The organism is Candidatus Omnitrophota bacterium, assembly GCA_028707125.1.
GTDB lineage: Bacteria > Omnitrophota > Gorgyraeia > Gygaellales > JAQTUX01 > JAQTUX01.
In genome coordinates, this window is the sequence record JAQTUX010000001.1 from 640,201 (window position 1) to 656,778 (window position 16,578).

The 16,578-nt window shown below is 45.7% G+C and carries 27 protein-coding genes and 1 riboswitch; all 27 genes read left to right on the top strand.

What is annotated here, in order from left to right:
• Entirely contained in the window at positions 1-294 is a 294-nt protein-coding gene (locus PHR44_03105) for a PDGLE domain-containing protein (protein ID MDD4909651.1), read from the top strand.
• Positions 291-938, top strand: a complete 648-nt coding sequence (gene cbiQ / locus PHR44_03110; GenBank protein ID MDD4909652.1) for a cobalt ECF transporter T component CbiQ — start codon at positions 291-293, stop codon at positions 936-938. Before PHR44_03105 ends, cbiQ begins: the two co-directional genes overlap by 4 nt.
• Positions 928-1,683 (top strand): ABC transporter ATP-binding protein, encoded by a 756-nt coding sequence (locus PHR44_03115; protein MDD4909653.1) that lies wholly within the window; start codon positions 928-930, stop codon positions 1,681-1,683. Before cbiQ ends, PHR44_03115 begins: the two co-directional genes overlap by 11 nt.
• 65 nt (positions 1,684-1,748) lie before the next feature.
• Positions 1,749-2,222, top strand: a complete 474-nt coding sequence (locus tag PHR44_03120) for a Fur family transcriptional regulator (protein MDD4909654.1) — start codon at positions 1,749-1,751, stop codon at positions 2,220-2,222.
• A 64-nt stretch (positions 2,223-2,286) separates the two neighbouring features.
• Positions 2,287-2,670, top strand: a complete 384-nt coding sequence (locus PHR44_03125) for a DUF5320 domain-containing protein (GenBank protein MDD4909655.1) — start codon at positions 2,287-2,289, stop codon at positions 2,668-2,670.
• A gap of 24 nt (positions 2,671-2,694) precedes the next feature.
• Complete coding sequence (locus PHR44_03130; GenBank protein MDD4909656.1) at positions 2,695-3,093, top strand: NifB/NifX family molybdenum-iron cluster-binding protein; 399 nt, start codon at positions 2,695-2,697, stop codon at positions 3,091-3,093.
• Positions 3,094-3,110: 17 nt separating this feature from the next.
• Positions 3,111-3,488, top strand: coding sequence for a NifB/NifX family molybdenum-iron cluster-binding protein (locus PHR44_03135; protein MDD4909657.1), 378 nt, complete (start codon positions 3,111-3,113; stop codon positions 3,486-3,488).
• Between the two features lie 11 nt (positions 3,489-3,499).
• A complete protein-coding gene (locus tag PHR44_03140) occupies positions 3,500-3,751 on the top strand; it encodes a ferritin (GenBank protein ID MDD4909658.1) in 252 nt (83 codons plus the stop codon).
• Positions 3,752-3,840: 89 nt separating this feature from the next.
• On the top strand, positions 3,841-4,293 hold the full coding sequence (locus PHR44_03145) for an S-adenosylmethionine decarboxylase (protein ID MDD4909659.1): 453 nt from the start codon (positions 3,841-3,843) through the stop codon (positions 4,291-4,293).
• A gap of 23 nt (positions 4,294-4,316) precedes the next feature.
• Positions 4,317-4,517 (top strand): hypothetical protein, encoded by a 201-nt coding sequence (locus PHR44_03150; protein MDD4909660.1) that lies wholly within the window; start codon positions 4,317-4,319, stop codon positions 4,515-4,517.
• Positions 4,518-4,527: 10 nt separating this feature from the next.
• Entirely contained in the window at positions 4,528-5,139 is a 612-nt protein-coding gene (locus PHR44_03155; protein MDD4909661.1) for a class I SAM-dependent methyltransferase, read from the top strand.
• A 5-nt stretch (positions 5,140-5,144) separates the two neighbouring features.
• Positions 5,145-5,999: an ATP-binding protein gene (locus tag PHR44_03160; GenBank protein MDD4909662.1), complete on the top strand. Its 855-nt coding sequence runs from the start codon at positions 5,145-5,147 to the stop codon at positions 5,997-5,999.
• 12 nt (positions 6,000-6,011) lie between these two features.
• The gene (locus tag PHR44_03165) at positions 6,012-7,358 is read left to right on the top strand and encodes an FAD-dependent oxidoreductase (GenBank protein ID MDD4909663.1); all 1,347 of its coding nucleotides are present in this window, start codon (positions 6,012-6,014) and stop codon (positions 7,356-7,358) included.
• Positions 7,359-7,378: 20 nt separating this feature from the next.
• On the top strand, positions 7,379-8,239 hold the full coding sequence (locus tag PHR44_03170) for an ATP-binding protein (protein ID MDD4909664.1): 861 nt from the start codon (positions 7,379-7,381) through the stop codon (positions 8,237-8,239).
• A gap of 22 nt (positions 8,240-8,261) precedes the next feature.
• Entirely contained in the window at positions 8,262-8,867 is a 606-nt protein-coding gene (locus tag PHR44_03175; protein MDD4909665.1) for a DUF169 domain-containing protein, read from the top strand.
• Positions 8,868-8,880: 13 nt separating this feature from the next.
• Positions 8,881-9,660 carry a radical SAM protein gene (locus PHR44_03180; protein ID MDD4909666.1) on the top strand — a complete coding sequence of 260 codons (780 nt, stop codon included), beginning with the start codon at positions 8,881-8,883 and terminating at the stop codon, positions 9,658-9,660.
• Between the two features lie 71 nt (positions 9,661-9,731).
• The gene (locus tag PHR44_03185; GenBank protein MDD4909667.1) at positions 9,732-10,631 is read left to right on the top strand and encodes an ARMT1-like domain-containing protein; all 900 of its coding nucleotides are present in this window, start codon (positions 9,732-9,734) and stop codon (positions 10,629-10,631) included.
• The gene (gene def, locus PHR44_03190) at positions 10,612-11,112 is read left to right on the top strand and encodes a peptide deformylase (protein MDD4909668.1); all 501 of its coding nucleotides are present in this window, start codon (positions 10,612-10,614) and stop codon (positions 11,110-11,112) included. The genes PHR44_03185 and def overlap by 20 nt, the downstream gene beginning before the upstream one ends.
• Positions 11,099-11,347, top strand: a complete 249-nt coding sequence (locus PHR44_03195; GenBank protein ID MDD4909669.1) for a zinc ribbon domain-containing protein — start codon at positions 11,099-11,101, stop codon at positions 11,345-11,347. The genes def and PHR44_03195 overlap by 14 nt, the downstream gene beginning before the upstream one ends.
• Positions 11,348-11,402: 55 nt before the next feature.
• Positions 11,403-12,047 carry a hypothetical protein gene (locus PHR44_03200; protein MDD4909670.1) on the top strand — a complete coding sequence of 215 codons (645 nt, stop codon included), beginning with the start codon at positions 11,403-11,405 and terminating at the stop codon, positions 12,045-12,047.
• A 91-nt stretch (positions 12,048-12,138) separates the two neighbouring features.
• A complete protein-coding gene (locus PHR44_03205; protein ID MDD4909671.1) occupies positions 12,139-12,456 on the top strand; it encodes a DnaJ domain-containing protein in 318 nt (105 codons plus the stop codon).
• Positions 12,453-13,073, top strand: coding sequence for a class I SAM-dependent methyltransferase (locus PHR44_03210; GenBank protein ID MDD4909672.1), 621 nt, complete (start codon positions 12,453-12,455; stop codon positions 13,071-13,073). Before PHR44_03205 ends, PHR44_03210 begins: the two co-directional genes overlap by 4 nt.
• Before the next feature lie 24 nt (positions 13,074-13,097).
• Positions 13,098-13,808, top strand: a complete 711-nt coding sequence (locus PHR44_03215; GenBank protein MDD4909673.1) for an MBL fold metallo-hydrolase — start codon at positions 13,098-13,100, stop codon at positions 13,806-13,808.
• Positions 13,809-13,892: 84 nt separating this feature from the next.
• A complete protein-coding gene (locus PHR44_03220) occupies positions 13,893-14,666 on the top strand; it encodes a sulfide-dependent adenosine diphosphate thiazole synthase (protein ID MDD4909674.1) in 774 nt (257 codons plus the stop codon).
• Between the two features lie 49 nt (positions 14,667-14,715).
• Positions 14,716-14,827, top strand: a riboswitch (TPP riboswitch).
• A gap of 48 nt (positions 14,828-14,875) precedes the next feature.
• Positions 14,876-15,697, top strand: a complete 822-nt coding sequence (locus PHR44_03225; protein ID MDD4909675.1) for a sulfide-dependent adenosine diphosphate thiazole synthase — start codon at positions 14,876-14,878, stop codon at positions 15,695-15,697.
• Positions 15,698-15,835: 138 nt separating this feature from the next.
• A complete protein-coding gene (locus PHR44_03230) occupies positions 15,836-16,267 on the top strand; it encodes an Rrf2 family transcriptional regulator (GenBank protein ID MDD4909676.1) in 432 nt (143 codons plus the stop codon).
• A gap of 86 nt (positions 16,268-16,353) precedes the next feature.
• Positions 16,354-16,575 carry a DUF2061 domain-containing protein gene (locus tag PHR44_03235; GenBank protein ID MDD4909677.1) on the top strand — a complete coding sequence of 74 codons (222 nt, stop codon included), beginning with the start codon at positions 16,354-16,356 and terminating at the stop codon, positions 16,573-16,575.
• Positions 16,576-16,578 lie beyond the last annotated feature (3 nt).

Here is a 16,578-nt window from a genome sequence, read left to right on the forward strand (position 1 = left end):
ATGGGAAAAAAAGATATATTTTTCAGTTTGATTTTAGCGCTTTTCCTGGCTGGGGCGCTTTCGCTTTTTGCCTCTTCCTGGCCCGACGGGCTGGAGAAGGTCGCTGAAACAAAAGGGTTCTTGGAAAAAGGAGAGGGCAGGCCTGTTTTTGTTTCTCCTGTTCCGGATTATGCCTGGCCGGGCATGGAAAATGAGGGGTTGGCTACCGCTGCCGCGGGCATAGCGGGGACGCTGATAGTGTTCGGCGCGGGGTATGGATTAGCAGCCTTTATCAGGCGGCGTCAAAATGAATGAAACATTTTTATATAGATAAATACAGCGATATAGACAGTCCGTTTCAACGGCTTGACGCGAGGGTAAAGGTCGTCGGTTTTATCGCCTTTATTTTGTCTATAGCGCTTACCCCCGCGCGTCTATTTATCGCTTTTTTATTCTACGGGCTGCTTATCTGCCGGCTGGCCCTGTTGTCAAAGGTGCCGCTTTTGTTCATCCTTAAGAGGTCGCTGGTGATCGTCCCTTTTGTATTAATGGTAACGGTCTTTATCCCTTTCTTTAAAAAAGGCCCCGAAGGCCTGATGATCTTCTGGAATGTCCTGATAAAGTCATCTTTATCCATTTGTTGCGCGGTTCTCCTTACTTCAAGTACCAGGTTTACCTATATATTAAAGGCGCTTCAGGACCTGAGATGCCCGAAACTGCTGACTACAGTGCTTTCTTTTATGTATCGCTATATTTTCGTTGTGCAGGATGAATTGATGGAGATGCTTCAGGCAAAAGAGTCCAGGTCAGCCGGCGGCTCAAGATGGTTTAATGTGAAGGCGCTGGCTAATATCGCCGCGGTTTTATTTATTAAGAGTTATGAAAGGGCGGAGGCCGTGTACCTGGCCATGTGTTCAAGGGGATTCACCGGGCACATACATACAATAAATGACAGATAAGGCAGTTGAGATCAACGGTTTAAGTTACAGTTATCCTGATGGCACGGCCGCGCTTGACAATATAGGCCTGGAGATATCAAAAGGCGAATCTTTGGGTATTGTCGGGCCGAACGGAGCGGGGAAGTCAACGCTGCTCCTGCATCTAAACGGAATATTGAGGCGTAATGGCAGTGTAAAGGTCCTGGGGATGGATGTAAATGATGATAACCTGCCATTGATCAGGGGCAAGGTAGGCCTGATTTTTCAGGACCCGGACAGCCAGCTTTTTATGCCTACGGTTCGCGAAGACGTATCATTCGGCCCGGTCAATATGATGCTCGCCAGGGATGAAGTGGATAGGCGCGTCAAGGGGGCGTTGGAAGAAGTGGATATGTCAGGTTTTCTTGACCGTCCTTCTCATCACTTAAGTTTTGGCGAGAAAAGGAGGGTTTCTATCGCCACTGTTCTTTCTATGAAGCCGGAGATCCTGGCGCTGGATGAGCCCAGCAGCAATTTAGACCCGAAGCACAGGCGCGATCTGATAAACTTTCTTAAAGGGATAAAACTCACAAAGATAATCGCCACGCATGACCTGGAGCTGGTGCTCGAGGTCTGTTCGCGCGTGGTATTGCTGGATAAGGGGAGGGTTGTTGCTTGCGGGGATAACAAAGCGATATTGAAAGACAGGGATTTGCTGGATAAGCATAATCTGGAAGTGCCTTATTCATTGAGGCAGGGCAGTATTAATATATCAGAAAATACTTGACAGAAGCCGTAGAGTAAGGTATATTTAGTAATGGAAACCACTTTCATCAAGGAGTGATCTTAAAAATGCCAAGAGGTGAATGCGGTAGAGAGGGGTGGTGGCACGGCAGATTCAGGGGCTGCGGCTACCGGCTTACTACAGGCCGGGAGGCGATCCTTGATGTCCTGTCTAAATCAGAAGGCCACTTGAGCGCCGAGGATATATACATGAAGGTTCACTTGAAGCACCCTAATACCGGGCTTACCACTATTTACAGGACATTAGACGTGCTGTCCGATCTTGGCATGATATATAAGCTTGATTTCGGCGATGGCAGGGCTCGTTATGAATTAGCAGAAGGCCCTAAAGGAGCGCATCATCACCATCATTTAGTCTGTACCGGCTGCAAAAGGGTGATCGATTATACGGACTTTATTGATGAAGAAGTGGAGCTGCTCCAGCAAACAGAAAAGGGCCTGGGGAAAAAGTATAATTTTAAGATCAACAATCACGTTATCCAGTTTTATGGCTTATGCGAAAAATGCGGCGGCAAGAAATAACCGCTATATTTTTTTTCTTTATTAATGGAAATGGTTTTCAATAACAGAAAGGAAGGTGATAGTTATGCCAGGTTTTGACGGAACAGGGCCGCAGGGAGCAGGCCCTATGACAGGAGGGGGCAGAGGTTATTGCGCCTTTCCCCTATCGGGCAACAGGCCAATGTATGCCGGCCAAAGATTCTTTGGCAGAGGGGGCGTAAGAGGCCGAAGAAATCGGTATTACGCAACCGGGCTTACCGGTTGGCAGAGAGCCGCAATGGGGATGCCCTTTGGCTTTGCTAATGGAGGGCCTGCTTTTGGCGGGGCGTATCCTTACACGCCTGCGATTACGCCGAAGCAAGAAACGGATATCTTAAGAAATGAAGCTGAATTTCTAAGAAAGCAGCTTGAAGATATCCAGGGCCGCATTGATGCTTTAGAGGATGCCCGGCAGGAAAAGGGCGAATAATTATAATTTGAGAAAGGAGCGGTTATGCGCATAGCTATATCCACAGATGGAGAGTTTGTGTCTGCTCATTTCGGCAGATGCCCTTCTTTTACTCTTGTTGATATTGAGGATAGCAAGGTAACTAAGAGGGTGGAAGTCGCTAATCCCGGGCATCAGCCGGGAGCAATCCCCGAGTTTTTGCATAAAAAAGGCGTCAATTGTATCGTCGCCGGAGGCATGGGAATGCGGGCGGTGTCATTTTTTGAGGACTATGGTATTAAGACGATCGTGGGGGTAAGCGGAAAGATCGATGACGCAGTAGAGCAGCTTAAAAAAGGCACATTAGAAGGCGGTGAGAGTCTTTGTAAACCCGGAGCGGGTAAGGGTTATGGTTTGGAGAAAGAGGAATGCGACCATCCGCACGAGGATGATTGCGGGCATTAAATCAGGGAGGTAGCAGCATGAAAATTTGCGTAACTTCGCAAGGCAGGGATTTGGGCGCGCAGGTTGACCCGCGTTTCGGCAGATGCCAATATTTTATTATTGCCGATACCGATACGTTGGAATTCGAGGCTGTTGAGAATCCCAATATCAAATCTATGGGTGGCGCGGGGATTCAATCCGCGCAACTGGTTGCTTCTAAGAGAGTTAAGGCGATGCTTACGGGAAACGTCGGGCCCAATGCCTTTCAAACATTGCAGGCGGCAGGGATAGAGGTTTTTACCGGCGCATCCGGCACGGTTAAAGAAGCGATTGAGAAGTATAAAAAGGGGGAATTCAAGGCTGTTTCCGGACCAAGCGTCGGTTCTCATGCCGGAATGCCGGGCAAGAAAAAATAGGAGGTGGGAAGATGCCGTTTTTTGAACCGTTAGAAAAGATGGATCCCAAGCATGTTGATTTAGAAAGAGCAAGAAAATCGCTGCGCGAAGAACTTGAAGCAGTAGATTTTTATCAGGAACGGATTGACGCGACCAGCGATGAATCATTAAAACATCTTCTCGCGCATAATATGAATGAAGAGAAGGAACACGCGGCAATGCTTATGGAATGGATCAGGAAGAACGATCCGGTTCAAGATAAGATGTTTAAAGAGCACGATTAAGCCGTCATTTGCGCGGCGCTTTAAAGGCGGGAATAAATTAAGGATGACCCGGAAAAATTTTAGCGCGAAGAGGAAGAGGAGGTAAGAAAATGCCTGCAGGGCATGAAAAGACCAAGCAAAAGGCTTTCGGTTACGAGCTTCTTCTTGATCTTTATAATTGTAAGAAGGGGGTTTGCGATAATTTACTTCTTTGTTATCGATTTCTCGATGATATCGTGATACATCTGGGGATGGAAAAACAATCTCCGCCGAGTATTTTTTTTACGGATGCAAAGCGCTTTCCTGATAAAGCCGGTCTTTCCGGATGGGTTCCCCTGGTGGAAAGCTCGATTGTAATCCATACTTTAAGCCTTAAGAATTTCATAACCATTGATATCTATTGTTGCCGGGATTTTGATGAGCAGAGTGCATTGGATTTTTGTAAGCGGTATTTTTTACCTGACAGGGTGGAAACACAGTTTTTGTATAGAGGTATTGATTATTATGTTAAAAGAAGCGCTCAAGCAAAACCGGCCGATCAAGCTTTAATCGGGATTTCTTAAGGCGCTATAAGGAGGCGATTACTATGCCAAGAGGAGATGGAACCGGCCCTATGGGGCAAGGATCGGGAATGGGAAGGGGCATGGGTAGAGGCAGAAGAGGCGCGGCAGGCCCGGGAGGAAATTGTGTCTGTCCAGGTTGCGGGGCCAAAGTCACCCATCAGGCAGGCACGCCTTGTGCCTCAATGAACTGCCCTAAATGCGGCATAAGGATGGTAAGAGAATAAGGATCGGATTTTGGACAAAGAGGTTTTAGAGAATCATAAAAAGTATTTAGAAAGAGCCCGCTTTTACCGAAGCTTCGGTTACGATTTAGAAAAGGAAAGAGATTTTATCCTCGATAGATCCCTGCCTATTTCCGGAGAGATACTTGAGATCGGTACCGGTAAAGGTCATTTTGCGCTTGCCTTGGCAAGGCGCGGCTATAGTTTTATAAGCGTAGATATTTCCAGGCAGGAACAAGAGATCGCTATGTTAAACCTGCGGTATTCCGGTCTGGAAAGGCAGGCCATTTTTAAAATTGAGGATGCCGGGCATTTAAGTTTTTCAGACCGAAGCTTTGATACCATATTTTCTATCAATGTCTTTCATCATTTAGAAAAACCCGTGGCAGTTTTAAATGAGATGGTCCGTCTTTTGCGCCAGGGCGGCAAAGCGGTCTTAAGCGATTTTAACGATAAAGGATTGGAGATAATTAACGCCTGTCATAGCGCTGAAGGACGCACGCATGATTATTTTAAACATCGTTTAAGTGAGGCAGGGGAGTATTTCATTGTGAAAGGATTTGCTGTCAGGGAGTACCGGAGTGAAGTCCAGAAAGTACTTATAGCCGAACGAACTCAAGGATAAGAAATATGGTTATTTCAGTGGCAAGCGGGAAAGGCGGAACAGGGAAGACGACGGTCGCGGTCAACCTGGCTTTATCTATTGATAATGTGCAATTCCTCGATTGCGATGTGGAAGAACCCAACGCCCACATTTTTCTTAAACCCCAAATCAAAGAAAAGGAAAAGGCGTATATCCCTGTTCCTGAAATCGATGAATCAAAATGTAATTACTGCGGCAAATGCGCCCAAGTTTGCGTTTATAACGCTATAGCGATCCTTCCGTCGCAAAATGGGAAAAAGGGCGCTACCCTGGTATTCGCGCAGCTATGCCATGGATGCGGCGCCTGCAGCGCTCTCTGCCCTCAGGGCGCGATAAAAGAAGTCAATAGGGAGATCGGCGTTGTAGAGATGGGCAATCGCGGCGAAATAGAATTTGTTCATGGAAAACTTAATATCGGCGAAGCAATGTCTCCGCCGCTTATCCGGCAGGTCAAAGAGCATATAAATCCCGGGAAAACCGTTATTATAGACGTTCCTCCGGGTACATCCTGCCCTGTAGTTGCTTCAATCAAAGGCAGTGACTTTTGCGTATTAGTTACTGAGCCGACCCCCTTTGGTTTGAATGACCTGATTTTAGCGGTTGAGGTATTAAGAAAGCTCAAAACCCCTTTTGGCGTCGTAATTAACCGCGCTGACTTAGGAAATACTGAAACCGAGGAATACTGCAGGAAAGAAAATATCCCTATTTTAATGAGGATACCGTTTAAAAAAGAGATAGCCGTGGCTTATTCCACGGGAGAGCCTATGGTTAAGGCATTTCCGGAGTATAAGAAAGATTTTTATGGTCTTTTTAATACAATAAAAAATGGAAAACTTCGTTAAAGGAGCGATTCTATGAATAAGAAAGCGGATATTCTTATCATCGGCGCCGGTCCCGCCGGAATGGTAACCGCGGTTACAGCCAGGAGGTATTATACGGATAAGAATATTTTGGTGATAAAGGATGTAAATAATGGCTGTATTCCTTGCGGGATCCCGTATATGTTCTCGAGCCTAAAGAATCCCCAGGATAATATTTTGGGGACAGATGCTTTAGCGAAGAATAACATTAAAGTTGTGGTTGATGAGGCATTTAAGATCAACCGGGGCAAAAAGAGCGTGGAAACAAAAAAGGGCGATGAATACGCTTATGAAAAGTTGATTTTAGCCGCAGGTTCTTCGCCTATTATTCCAAAAATTCCCGGTATTGATAAGAAAGGCGTCTATCCCATACATAAAGACATGGATTATCTTAAAGCTTGCGTTGAAGAAATTAAAAAGGCAAAAAGCGTTTTGATTATAGGGGGAGGTTTTATAGGGGTAGAGTTTGCGGATGAGATTTCGAAACTCCCGGAAATTAGCGTGCATTTGGCAGAGGTTCTTCAGGGATTATTGGCGAATTCTTTTGATAGGGATTTTTCATCATTGGTTGAAGAAAAACTGAAAAGTAAAGGCGTTAATATTATCTTAAATAGCAAGATTGTTGAGATTTTGGGTAAGGGAAAGGTAGAAGGCGTACGGTTTGAGAATGGCAAGGATTTAAAGGTGGATAGCATTATTTTAGGGATAGGCGCGCTTCCTAATACAAAGCTTGCAACTGACGCGGATTTGGACTTAGGCAAGGGAAAGGGGCTGTGGGTGGATGAATATATGCGTACTTCTGATCCCGATATTTTTGCGGTAGGGGATTGCGCGGGCAAAAGAGATTTTTATACGCGCAGGGATACTGCGGTTATGCTTGCTTCAACCGCTACTGCTGAAGCAAGGGTCGCGGGAGCGAATCTTTATCAATTAAAGGTTGTGCGCGAAAATAAAGGGACAATCGCAATCTACTCCACATATGTGGATGGGCTGGTTTTAGGTTCGGCAGGGCTTACGGAAACAAGCGCTAAAAAGGAGGGGTTTGAAATTATAATAGGAAACACGGAAGGGGTAGACAAGCATCCCAAGAGTTTACCCGGGGCAAATAAGGTTAAAGTGAGATTGATTTTCGCTAAACAGTCCGGGATATTAATGGGAGGGCAGGTTTTTGGAGGGATATCCGCGGGAGAGATGATTAATATTATCGGCATGGCCATTCAAAAAAGAGTTTCTATTACAGAATTAGAGACATTGCAGATGGCAACGCATCCATATTTGACAAGCGCGCCTACTATGTATCCGATTGTATTAGCGGCTCAGGATGCTTTGGGCAAGATGTAGTTTTGAGTTTTGGAGCATATATGAAACAGATAGTTATCATTAGCGGAAAGGGCGGTACGGGCAAGACCGTAATTACCGGAGCGTTTGCCGCGTTAGCAAAGAATAAGGTCATGGCTGACTGCGATGTTGATGCCGCGGATTTACATTTATTATTGCAGCCAGAGATCAAAGAACGCCATGATTTCAGGAGCGGCCTGAGCGCCTCGATTGATAAAAAAACCTGCTTGAAGTGCGGACAATGCCTTGCGGCCTGCAGATTCAGCGCGATAAGCGATGATTTCGTGATTGACCCTGTTTCCTGCGAAGGGTGCGCTTTTTGCAGCCATATTTGTCCGGTTGGCGCTATAAGAATGGAAGAGAATCTTGCAGGTGAATGGTTTATTTCAGAAACGCGATTCGGCCCTATGGTGCACGCGAAACTCGGCATTGCCGAAGAGAATTCCGGGAAACTTGTTTCTCTGGTAAGGAAGCAGGCAAAAGAACTGGCAGAGAAGCGTAATTGCGATTGGGTGATCATTGACGGGGCCCCGGGCATAGGATGCCCTGTTATCGCGTCTCTTTCCGGCATTGATTACGCGGTAGTGGTCACAGAGCCCACCCTTTCCGGGCTTCACGACGCGGACAGGGTTATAGGTGTGGCCAGGCATTTCGGCATCGCAAGCAAGTTGATAATAAACAAATATGATATTAACGTTGATATGACAGGGAAAATAGAGGGGTATTGCAGGAATAATAATCTTGATTTGATCGGGAAGGTCCCCTTTGATAAATCTATAGTAGAGGCGATGGTCGAAGGTAAGACCATAATAGAATATGGCATCGGCAAGGCCGGGCATGAAATTATGCGTGCCTGGCAGGCAATACAGGATAGCCTGAAATAACCTGTTCAAGAGGGAGGATGAAATGGAAAATATTCATCAAAGGTTTTCTGATAAGTTCGGGAGCCATTGGATTAAGGTGAAATTTTACCGGGAGAAACCGGAGTGCGAAGCTAAACGATTAAAGGGGGTAAGATTTTGCGAGGCAACAAAAGAGGCGATTTTATACCCCGTTTTGCTGGATAAGGAGAGCGTTATATGCTCCGGCGCGCAGCATGCCTTTGGCTGGAACGCTCTTTCCCAAGACATGCTTTTGCAGGGCTGCGGCGATAAGAGAGGCGCGCAGGCGGATACCCTGGAATCTATACTGTCACGATCGCCTCGCTTACAAGACGCCTTCGAGCATATAGGGCTGAATACCGAAGATGCCCCTGACCTTGTTATGTCGTATATGCCGCCCCAGCAGGTTATGGAATTGATAAAGGTCTATCATAATAAAAAAGGCAGCAGCCTGGATGTTTCTCTGTGTACAATGATGGCTGTTTGCGGGGGGATAGCGGTAAGGACATATTTAGAGGAAAAGATAAGTTTTTCCTTTGGTTGTGATGATTCACGCAGGTTAGCCGACATGCGAAGGGATAAATTGGCGGTCGGTATCCCGAGAAGGATGTTCGACCTATTCGTGGATTAAATATAAGGTTTGAATGAGTAGTAAAACTTATAAATATATTTATGGGCCTGTGCCTTCCTGGCGGCTGGGCAGTTCACTGGGGATAGACCCTCTTTCGCAGGGCGCAAAGGTATGCACATTTAACTGCATTTACTGCCAATTGGGCACAGGCGGGATTTTTACCGGTGAACGAAAGGCGCTGGTTCCGGCGGCAGAGATAATGGATGAATTGGATTCGCTGCCGCCGTTGACTATAGATTATATAACCTTTTCCGGCACCGGTGAGCCTACCTTAGCCGGCAACTTAGGACAAATGATAAAGGCCGTAAAAAAAATAAGGAACGAAAAGGTCGCGGTGCTGACAAATTCTTCGTTGATACACAGAGAAGACGTTCAAAAGGACATATTTTGCGCGGATTTTGTTGTTGCCAAATTAGACGCTGTTTCGCAAAAGGTATTTGAGCTGGTTAACCAACCGATGAAAGATATTAAGGTCGATACTATTATCCAGGCAATAAAAGATTTTAAAAGCCGTTATTTGGGAAAATTGGCATTGCAGATTATGTTTATAGAGCAAAATAAAAATCATGCTCCGGAGATCGCGAAGATCGCAAAAGAGATAAATCCTGATGAAGTCCAGCTTAATACGCCTCTTAGGCCGTGCAGAGTAAAGCCTCTGTCCAGGCAAGAATTGGATGAAATAAAAAGATATTTTGAAGGTTTAAAGGTAATATCTGTTTATGAAGCCGGGATAAAAAAGGTTAAGCCCGTAAGCGATGAAGACACATTGAAAAGAAGGGGCAAGGTTAAATAATGCAATGCCGGTCAGGCGCAGATATCCAGGCCCAGGATAATTGTGTTAGACGATAAGAATAGGATAAAAGCATGAAGACCTATTTAGATTGCGTCCCTTGCTTCTTCCGCCAGGCGCTGGAGGGCGCGCGAATCGTTCAGGCATCGCCAAAACAACAAAAGCAGATTATAGACGCATTTGCCAGGAAGATACCGGAGATTTCGCTTGAAGCCAGCCCTCCCGAAATAGCCGGGTTTGGATACGCCCTTTTAAAAAGAATAAGCCCCAACGGCGATCCTTATAAACAAATAAAGCAAAGAAGCAATCGTATTGCTTTACGGCTATTAGGTAAATTAAGGAATAAAATTGATCATTCCCGGGACCGAATCTTGGCAGCGTTAGAGCTGGCAATTGCCGGCAATATTATAGATTTTGGCGTTAAAAATAATTTAAATGTAAAAGCGGAATTGAAGAGGATACTCGCGCAAGAACGTAAGAGCATTCATAGAAAATCCATATTTCATTATTCAGAATTCAGGCGGGCATTAAAAGGGGCGGTAGATATTTTATATCTGGCTGATAATGCCGGAGAGGTTGTCTTCGACCGGGTTTTAATTGAAGAAATGAAAAAAGAGTATCCGGATAAGAATATTTATTACGCTGTTAAGGCAAGGCCTATTATAAATGACGCCTTGCTAGAAGACGCAAAGGCCTGCGGAATTGATAAAGAGGCAAGGGTGATCTCTAACGGTACTGAAGCCCCGGGCACGATACTTTCCTTATGCTCAAAAGAATTTAAGCGGATTTATAAGAGCGCTGATTTAGTAATCAGCAAGGGCCAGGGAAATTTCGAATCTTTATCACAAGAAAAAAGGCCTATTTTTTTCTTGTTTATGGTCAAATGCCCGGTGGTGGCAAAGGAAACCGGCTGTAAAATGGGGAATATAGTATTACTCTATAATTTAAAGAAAAATGGAACCCTTAAAAATTAAGAAATACCCCGATAGCGTTTTACGGAACAAATCTCTGGATGTAAAAGAAATTACCGATAAAGAAACCAGGCTTTTTGAGGAGATGTTCTTTACTATGCGTCATTTTGCCGGTATTGGTTTAGCGGCCCCGCAAATCGGGATTTTAAAAAGATTGATAGTTGTGGATATAGGTGAAGGCCCGATAAGATTGGCCGACCCGGTAATCTTAAATACAAAAGGATCGGATAAAATGGAGGAGGGATGCCTGAGTATTCCCGGCATAGGTGTTATTATAGACAGGCCGAATGAAATTATTGTAAGCGGTTTGAATGAGTCAGGGATGGCAGTTGAATTCAAGGCGCAGGGGCTTTTGGCAAGGGTGCTCCAGCATGAGATAGATCACTTAAGCGGAAGATTAATCATAGATTATTTGGGCCTGTTAGAAAAGTTCAAATTAAGGCTGCATACAAGAAGGAGGGGCAGGAAATATGCCGATTTATGAATATAAATGCAGGGATTGCGGTAAAGTGAGCGAGTTTTTGATCGGAGTTACTAATGACGCCGTTGAAATCAGGTGTAGTTTCTGCAACAGCGGTAATTTAGATAAAATATTTTCCTCGAGTTTCGTGTCTAAAGGCGGCCGCATAATTGGCTCTCAGGGAGGGCAAACCTGCTGCGGCAGGACGGAAAGGTGCGATACGCCGCCTTGTTCAGGAGACGGGGTTTGTAAAAGATGAAATCAGCCTGATCGCCATTAGCGATGCAATGATCGGGAAGCGGCAAGGGGGGTGAATGTTGAAACAAATCTCTCAAGAATTAAAAAGACACACTCCTTTTACTATCTTTGGAGCAATAACAGGTATTGTAATAATGCTCATTTTCCAAAGATTTCCATCAAAGGCAGCCTACAATATTTTTTACATCTTACATCCTATCCACGTGGTTTTAAGCGCGCTTGTTACCTCCGCTATATATAAACTGCATTCTTGTCCTCCCGGCAGGCATATAAAAGGCAAATGTAACCTCTGGATGTTATTTATAATTGGTTATATAGGCTCTGTAGGCATTGCCACGATCAGCGATTCCATTATTCCCTACTTAGGAGAAGTATTGCTTAAAATGCCAAAAAGAGAAATACATTTAGGTTTTATTGAGAAATGGTGGCTGATTAATCCGCTGGCAATATCAGGCATTATCATCGCGTATTTTAAGCCGACAACCAAGTTCCCTCACGCAGGGCATGTTTTAATCAGCACCTGGGCATCGCTCTTTCATATCATTATGGCGACAGGCCAAGAATTAAATTTAGTTTCTTATATCGTCGTACTTTTATTTTTGTTTCTTGCTGTCTGGCTTCCCTGTTGCGTAAGTGATTTTATATTTCCTTTACTTTTTGTTAAGGAAGCAAAGATGACATTTCAAAAGAAAGGGGGATGAGAAATGGAAATTAATGTAAATGACAAGAATCTTAAACAAGAGGTATTGGAATCAAATACCTCTTTAATTAGAGCGTATTCAGGTGAAGACGATGGCAGATTTTAAGCAGATTGATGAAGCGAGGAAATTATTAGGATTAGGGGAATACGCAAGTTTGGAGGAAATAAAAGACGCTTACCGCGATCTTAGCCTGAAGTATCATCCTGATCGATGTAAAGAGGCGGACAAAAAGCGCTGCGAGGAGGCGTTCAAAAAGATAAACCATGCGATGGATATTATCGGCAGCTACTGCGCAAATTACCGCTATTCTTTTAATGAGAAAGAGGTCAGGAAAAACAGCATGTCGAAAGAGGAATATGAACACCTTAAGAGGTTTTTCGACGGCCTGTTTGGAGATCTGGATTTATGACTCATGTTTTCGATAGATATTATAAGAAATATGATGCCTGGTATGACAGGCATAGATTCGCGTTTTTATCGGAACTGGAGGCCATAAAAAAGGTGCTGCCGCGAGATGGAAAAGGGCTGGAAATTGGCGTAGGCACAGGCAGGTTTGCCGCTGCTTTAGGCATTACAACGGGGATAGACCCTTCGCGTAATATGCTTGAGATCGCTCAGGAGAGAGGCGTGAATGTCCGTTTTGGTTTCGGTGAAGACGTCCCTTTTTTAAACGATACCTTTGATCGCGTGGCGATTATTATTACTTTATGTTTTGTAAAAGACCCTCAAAAAGTTCTTAAAGAAGCCAAAAGGGTCTTGAAAAAAAGCGGCAGGATTATTATCGGCATCATAGATAAGGATAGTTTCTTAGGTAAATTCTATCAGAGAAAGAAAAGTATTTTTTATAAGCGGGCAAGGTTTTTCAGCGTTAAAGAGGCCGCGCGGTTGCTCAAAGAGGCAGGGTTTATTAATCTCTCTTATTATCAGACATTATTCAGGACTCCGGATAAGGTGGATTCAATTGAGAAACCCAAAAGAGGTTTTGGTAAGGGCGGTTTTGTGGCGATATCGGGAGAAAAGAGATGAGAGGTACTAACAGGTTTAACTCAAATGCAAATAAAAGTTATTTTTGATAAGAATGTTTCAAGCAGTGACATTTGCGCGGGTTGGGGCCTTTCGTTCTTGATAGACAACAGGGTCCTTTTTGACACCGGGCCCAGGGAAAGCTGTTTTCTCAGTAATATAGAGGCTTTGGGGGTAGATATTGATGAGTTAGAGGCAGTAGTAATATCCCATGAACACTGGGACCATGAGGGCGGATTGCCGGCAGTGCTGAAACGTAACAATAGGCTTAAGGTTTATGCCTGCCCCGGCTTTAGCAGGGAGTTCAAGCGAAGAGTAAGATCTTACGGAGCAGAATTAGTCGAAGCGGACAAGGTTGTTTCGATATGTAAAGATGTATGGAGCACAGGGGAGTTGCCCGGATTATATATCTTTCGCTATCTGCCCGAACAGTCGTTGGTCTTGAAAACGCAAAAGGGCCTGACTATAATGACCGGCTGCGCGCATCCGGGGATCGTAAAGATCATAGAGTATGTTAAACAAAATATTCCGGGGAATATCCATCTTGTATTGGGTGGTTATCATTTGATGGATAGGCCTAAAATGGTGATCGCGAGCATAGTGAGGAAGTTCAAGCGGCTGGGTGTTGAAAGGGCAGCGCCCTCTCATTGCTCCGGACAGAATGCCATAATGTTGTTTCGTAGAGAATACGGCAGTAATTTTTCCGAGGTAAAAGTAGGGGGGATTATAGAGATATAACTATAATATTGACATAGCGCGCGCCGCGTGTTTTAATAAATAAACCTCTATGGCTGCATAGGGGTAGTTTATTAAAGGAGGCATATGAAGTTAGACGACATTAAGATATCGCGGGCGATCATAGAAGCGTATTTTGAGAAACTGAAGGCGGCCTTAGAGGTGGATGTGGCAGTTGTGGGGGCCGGGCCCGCGGGCCTGACCTGCGCTTATTATCTGGCCAAGGCCGGAAAGAAGGCGGCTATCTTTGAAAGAAAGCTGTCTGTCGGCGGCGGGATGTGGGGCGGCGGCATAATGTTCAATGAGATCGTGGTGCAGAAGGATGCCAGGGCGGTCCTTGATGAGTTCGGCGTAAGGACGAAGGCCAACAGGGATGGTTATTATCTGGCGGATTCCATTGAGTGCGTTTCTACCTTATGTTCAAAGGCGGTAAAGGCAGGGGCGAAGATATTTAACCTTATCAGCGCCGAAGACGTAATGGTCAGGCAGAAGCGCGTACGCGGCCTGGTCCTGAATTGGACAGCGGTTGAGATGGCCCATCTTCATGTTGACCCGATCACTATGGCGGCTAAATTTGTGGTAGACGCCACGGGCCACGCCGCCGAGGTGGCGCGTATCGTGGAGAGAAAATCCGGCATACGGCTGAATACGAAGACAGGAAAGATCATGGGCGAACAGTCAATGTGGGCGGATAAGGCGGAAGAAACCATTGTAAAGAATTCAAAAGAGGTCTGCCCGGGCCTCTATGTGTGCGGTATGTGCGCCAATGCCGTATTCGGAGCGCCCAGAATGGGGCCTATCTTCGGGGGCATGCTTTTGTCGGGCAGGAAGGTCGCCCGGGACCTGCTGAAAAGATTGTAACGCGCGTTTTGTATTGACAGAACGCGGTGATCGTGGTTTAATGTGAACGGATTTAAAAACGGGGAGGCCGTAATGCGGCCTGAGAGTTCTGCAGAGTGAGCAGATTACCCGAAGAACCTGATCTGGATAATGCCAGCGTAGGGAAGGAAGAAGAAATGTGACCCTTATGCATCCGGCATAAGGGTTTTTTATTAACAAAGGAGGGCGGGATGTTTGAGAAGGTGACCGAAGCGCAGATCAGCAGGGCCATCGTGGGAGAGTTCAACAAGTGGTTTCAGGATTACATCGTTTCGGATGTGGTTATCGTGGGAGCGGGGCCCAGCGGCCTTGTGGCGGCGAGAGGCCTGGCGTCATCCGGGTTTAAGACGCTGATAATTGAAAGCAACAATTACATAGGAGGGGGGTTCTGGGTCGGAGGATACTTTATGAATACCCTGACATTCAGAAAACCGGCAGATGAGATCTTGGATGAGTTGAAGATACCCTATAAAGAAGTTGAAGCAGGGTTATTCATATCTGACGGGCCAAATGCCTGCTCCAAACTGATCTCCGCGGCCTGCGATGCCGGGGCAAAGATCCTTAACCTGACCAAATTTGACGACGTGGTTTACAGGAATAAGCGCGTGGAAGGCGTGGTGATCAATTGGGCGGCGGTCGCGGCCCTGCCGCGGCAGATCACCTGCGTTGACCCTATAGCCCTTGAGTCAAAGCTGGTCATTGACGCCACAGGCCACGATGCCTGGGTAGCAAAGAGTTTGGAGAGAAGGGGGATGCTGAAACTGCGGGATTTCGGGCCGATGGATGTCGCCACTTCTGAAGATTTAGTGGTAGAGAAAACAGGCCAGATACATCCGGGCCTGATCGTCTGCGGTATGGCAGCAGCTACTGTTTATGGGCTGCCTCGCATGGGCCCGACCTTCGCGGGCATGCTCTTTTCCGGAAAGAAGGCAGCTCAGGAGGCAGCAAAAATTCTTACCGGCAAAGAAAATAAAGTGTATTCCAACTCAAGAGAGGAAGCGGCAGTAGCTTAAGCGCTTATAGTGTCAGGTAAGATGGGGCGCATCCTTCAAGGGTGCGCCCTTGATTTTTTCAAAAAATACTTGACAGAGCCCTTTTCTTATGTATACTTATATTATCAACTAAGTAGTGTATTGAAGGAGTGATTTATTATGAGGTTGTCTGCTAAAGCTGATTACGCCTGCAGGGCGGTGGTAGAGCTGGCGCTGCGTTATAACGGGGATGCGCCTGTCCGGTTAAGCGTAATTTCACAGAGCCAGAGGATCCCCAGGAATTTTCTCACGCAGCTGCTCATACGCCTGAAAAATGCCGGTATCGTGAACAGCGCGAGAGGCATATCAGGAGGGTATTCTTTGGCAAGGCATCCATCCCTGATAACCCTTTTGGATGTCCTTAAGGCAATTGACAGCAGCATAGTTGATCGCCCTAAGCCGGGGAAGCCGTCGGCGAGGATCGACTCGCGCAAGATCATCTCGGATATAATGGATGAGATAAGCGCCGGAGCGGTAAAGCGCTTACAGGGGATAACGCTTGAGGCCGTGGCCGCTAAACTTAAGAACGAGCAGCCGACCTACTATATTTAAGGTAAGTGAGAGTCAGCCATTAAGCTGACATTATTTTGTCATATAAACATTACTAACTTGATTATGATTATAAGGTAAATGACGGCATGGAAGATCATAAGCGTAGTATCGCTAAAGCAGTAAGTTGGCGGTTATTGGGGTTTTGTTTTACCGCTCTTATCGTCTATATCGTAAGCAGGGACATGAAAAAGACCCTTATAATCGCCGGCAGCGCAGACGCGGTCAAGATAATCTTATATTATTTTCATGAGAGGTTATGGAACAAGGTTAACTTTGGCAGGCAAAAGCCGCCGGAATATCAGATCTAAACA

Bases quoted from the DNA above. Each gene is read 5' to 3' on its own strand.
- PHR44_03145 (MDD4909659.1), top strand. From the start codon at position 3,841: ATGCCTGCAGGGCATGAAAAGACCAAGCAAAAGGCTTTCGGTTACGAG.
- PHR44_03135 (MDD4909657.1), top strand. From the start codon at position 3,111: ATGAAAATTTGCGTAACTTCGCAAGGCAGGGATTTGGGCGCGCAGGTT.
- PHR44_03170 (MDD4909664.1), top strand. From the start codon at position 7,379: ATGAAACAGATAGTTATCATTAGCGGAAAGGGCGGTACGGGCAAGACC.
- PHR44_03130 (MDD4909656.1), top strand. From the start codon at position 2,695: ATGCGCATAGCTATATCCACAGATGGAGAGTTTGTGTCTGCTCATTTC.
- PHR44_03225 (MDD4909675.1), top strand. From the start codon at position 14,876: ATGTTTGAGAAGGTGACCGAAGCGCAGATCAGCAGGGCCATCGTGGGA.
- PHR44_03235 (MDD4909677.1), top strand. From the start codon at position 16,354: ATGGAAGATCATAAGCGTAGTATCGCTAAAGCAGTAAGTTGGCGGTTA.
- PHR44_03150 (MDD4909660.1), top strand. From the start codon at position 4,317: ATGCCAAGAGGAGATGGAACCGGCCCTATGGGGCAAGGATCGGGAATG.
- PHR44_03210 (MDD4909672.1), top strand. From the start codon at position 12,453: ATGACTCATGTTTTCGATAGATATTATAAGAAATATGATGCCTGGTAT.
- PHR44_03120 (MDD4909654.1), top strand. From the start codon at position 1,749: ATGCCAAGAGGTGAATGCGGTAGAGAGGGGTGGTGGCACGGCAGATTC.
- PHR44_03105 (MDD4909651.1), top strand. From the start codon at position 1: ATGGGAAAAAAAGATATATTTTTCAGTTTGATTTTAGCGCTTTTCCTG.
- def (MDD4909668.1), top strand. From the start codon at position 10,612: ATGGAACCCTTAAAAATTAAGAAATACCCCGATAGCGTTTTACGGAAC.
- PHR44_03165 (MDD4909663.1), top strand. From the start codon at position 6,012: ATGAATAAGAAAGCGGATATTCTTATCATCGGCGCCGGTCCCGCCGGA.
- PHR44_03185 (MDD4909667.1), top strand. From the start codon at position 9,732: ATGAAGACCTATTTAGATTGCGTCCCTTGCTTCTTCCGCCAGGCGCTG.
- PHR44_03140 (MDD4909658.1), top strand. From the start codon at position 3,500: ATGCCGTTTTTTGAACCGTTAGAAAAGATGGATCCCAAGCATGTTGAT.
- PHR44_03175 (MDD4909665.1), top strand. From the start codon at position 8,262: ATGGAAAATATTCATCAAAGGTTTTCTGATAAGTTCGGGAGCCATTGG.
- cbiQ (MDD4909652.1), top strand. From the start codon at position 291: ATGAAACATTTTTATATAGATAAATACAGCGATATAGACAGTCCGTTT.
- PHR44_03180 (MDD4909666.1), top strand. From the start codon at position 8,881: ATGAGTAGTAAAACTTATAAATATATTTATGGGCCTGTGCCTTCCTGG.
- PHR44_03215 (MDD4909673.1), top strand. From the start codon at position 13,098: ATGCAAATAAAAGTTATTTTTGATAAGAATGTTTCAAGCAGTGACATT.
- PHR44_03160 (MDD4909662.1), top strand. From the start codon at position 5,145: ATGGTTATTTCAGTGGCAAGCGGGAAAGGCGGAACAGGGAAGACGACG.
- PHR44_03230 (MDD4909676.1), top strand. From the start codon at position 15,836: ATGAGGTTGTCTGCTAAAGCTGATTACGCCTGCAGGGCGGTGGTAGAG.
- PHR44_03200 (MDD4909670.1), top strand. From the start codon at position 11,403: ATGTTGAAACAAATCTCTCAAGAATTAAAAAGACACACTCCTTTTACT.
- PHR44_03115 (MDD4909653.1), top strand. From the start codon at position 928: ATGACAGATAAGGCAGTTGAGATCAACGGTTTAAGTTACAGTTATCCT.
- PHR44_03195 (MDD4909669.1), top strand. From the start codon at position 11,099: ATGCCGATTTATGAATATAAATGCAGGGATTGCGGTAAAGTGAGCGAG.
- PHR44_03125 (MDD4909655.1), top strand. From the start codon at position 2,287: ATGCCAGGTTTTGACGGAACAGGGCCGCAGGGAGCAGGCCCTATGACA.
- PHR44_03205 (MDD4909671.1), top strand. From the start codon at position 12,139: ATGGCAGATTTTAAGCAGATTGATGAAGCGAGGAAATTATTAGGATTA.
- PHR44_03220 (MDD4909674.1), top strand. From the start codon at position 13,893: ATGAAGTTAGACGACATTAAGATATCGCGGGCGATCATAGAAGCGTAT.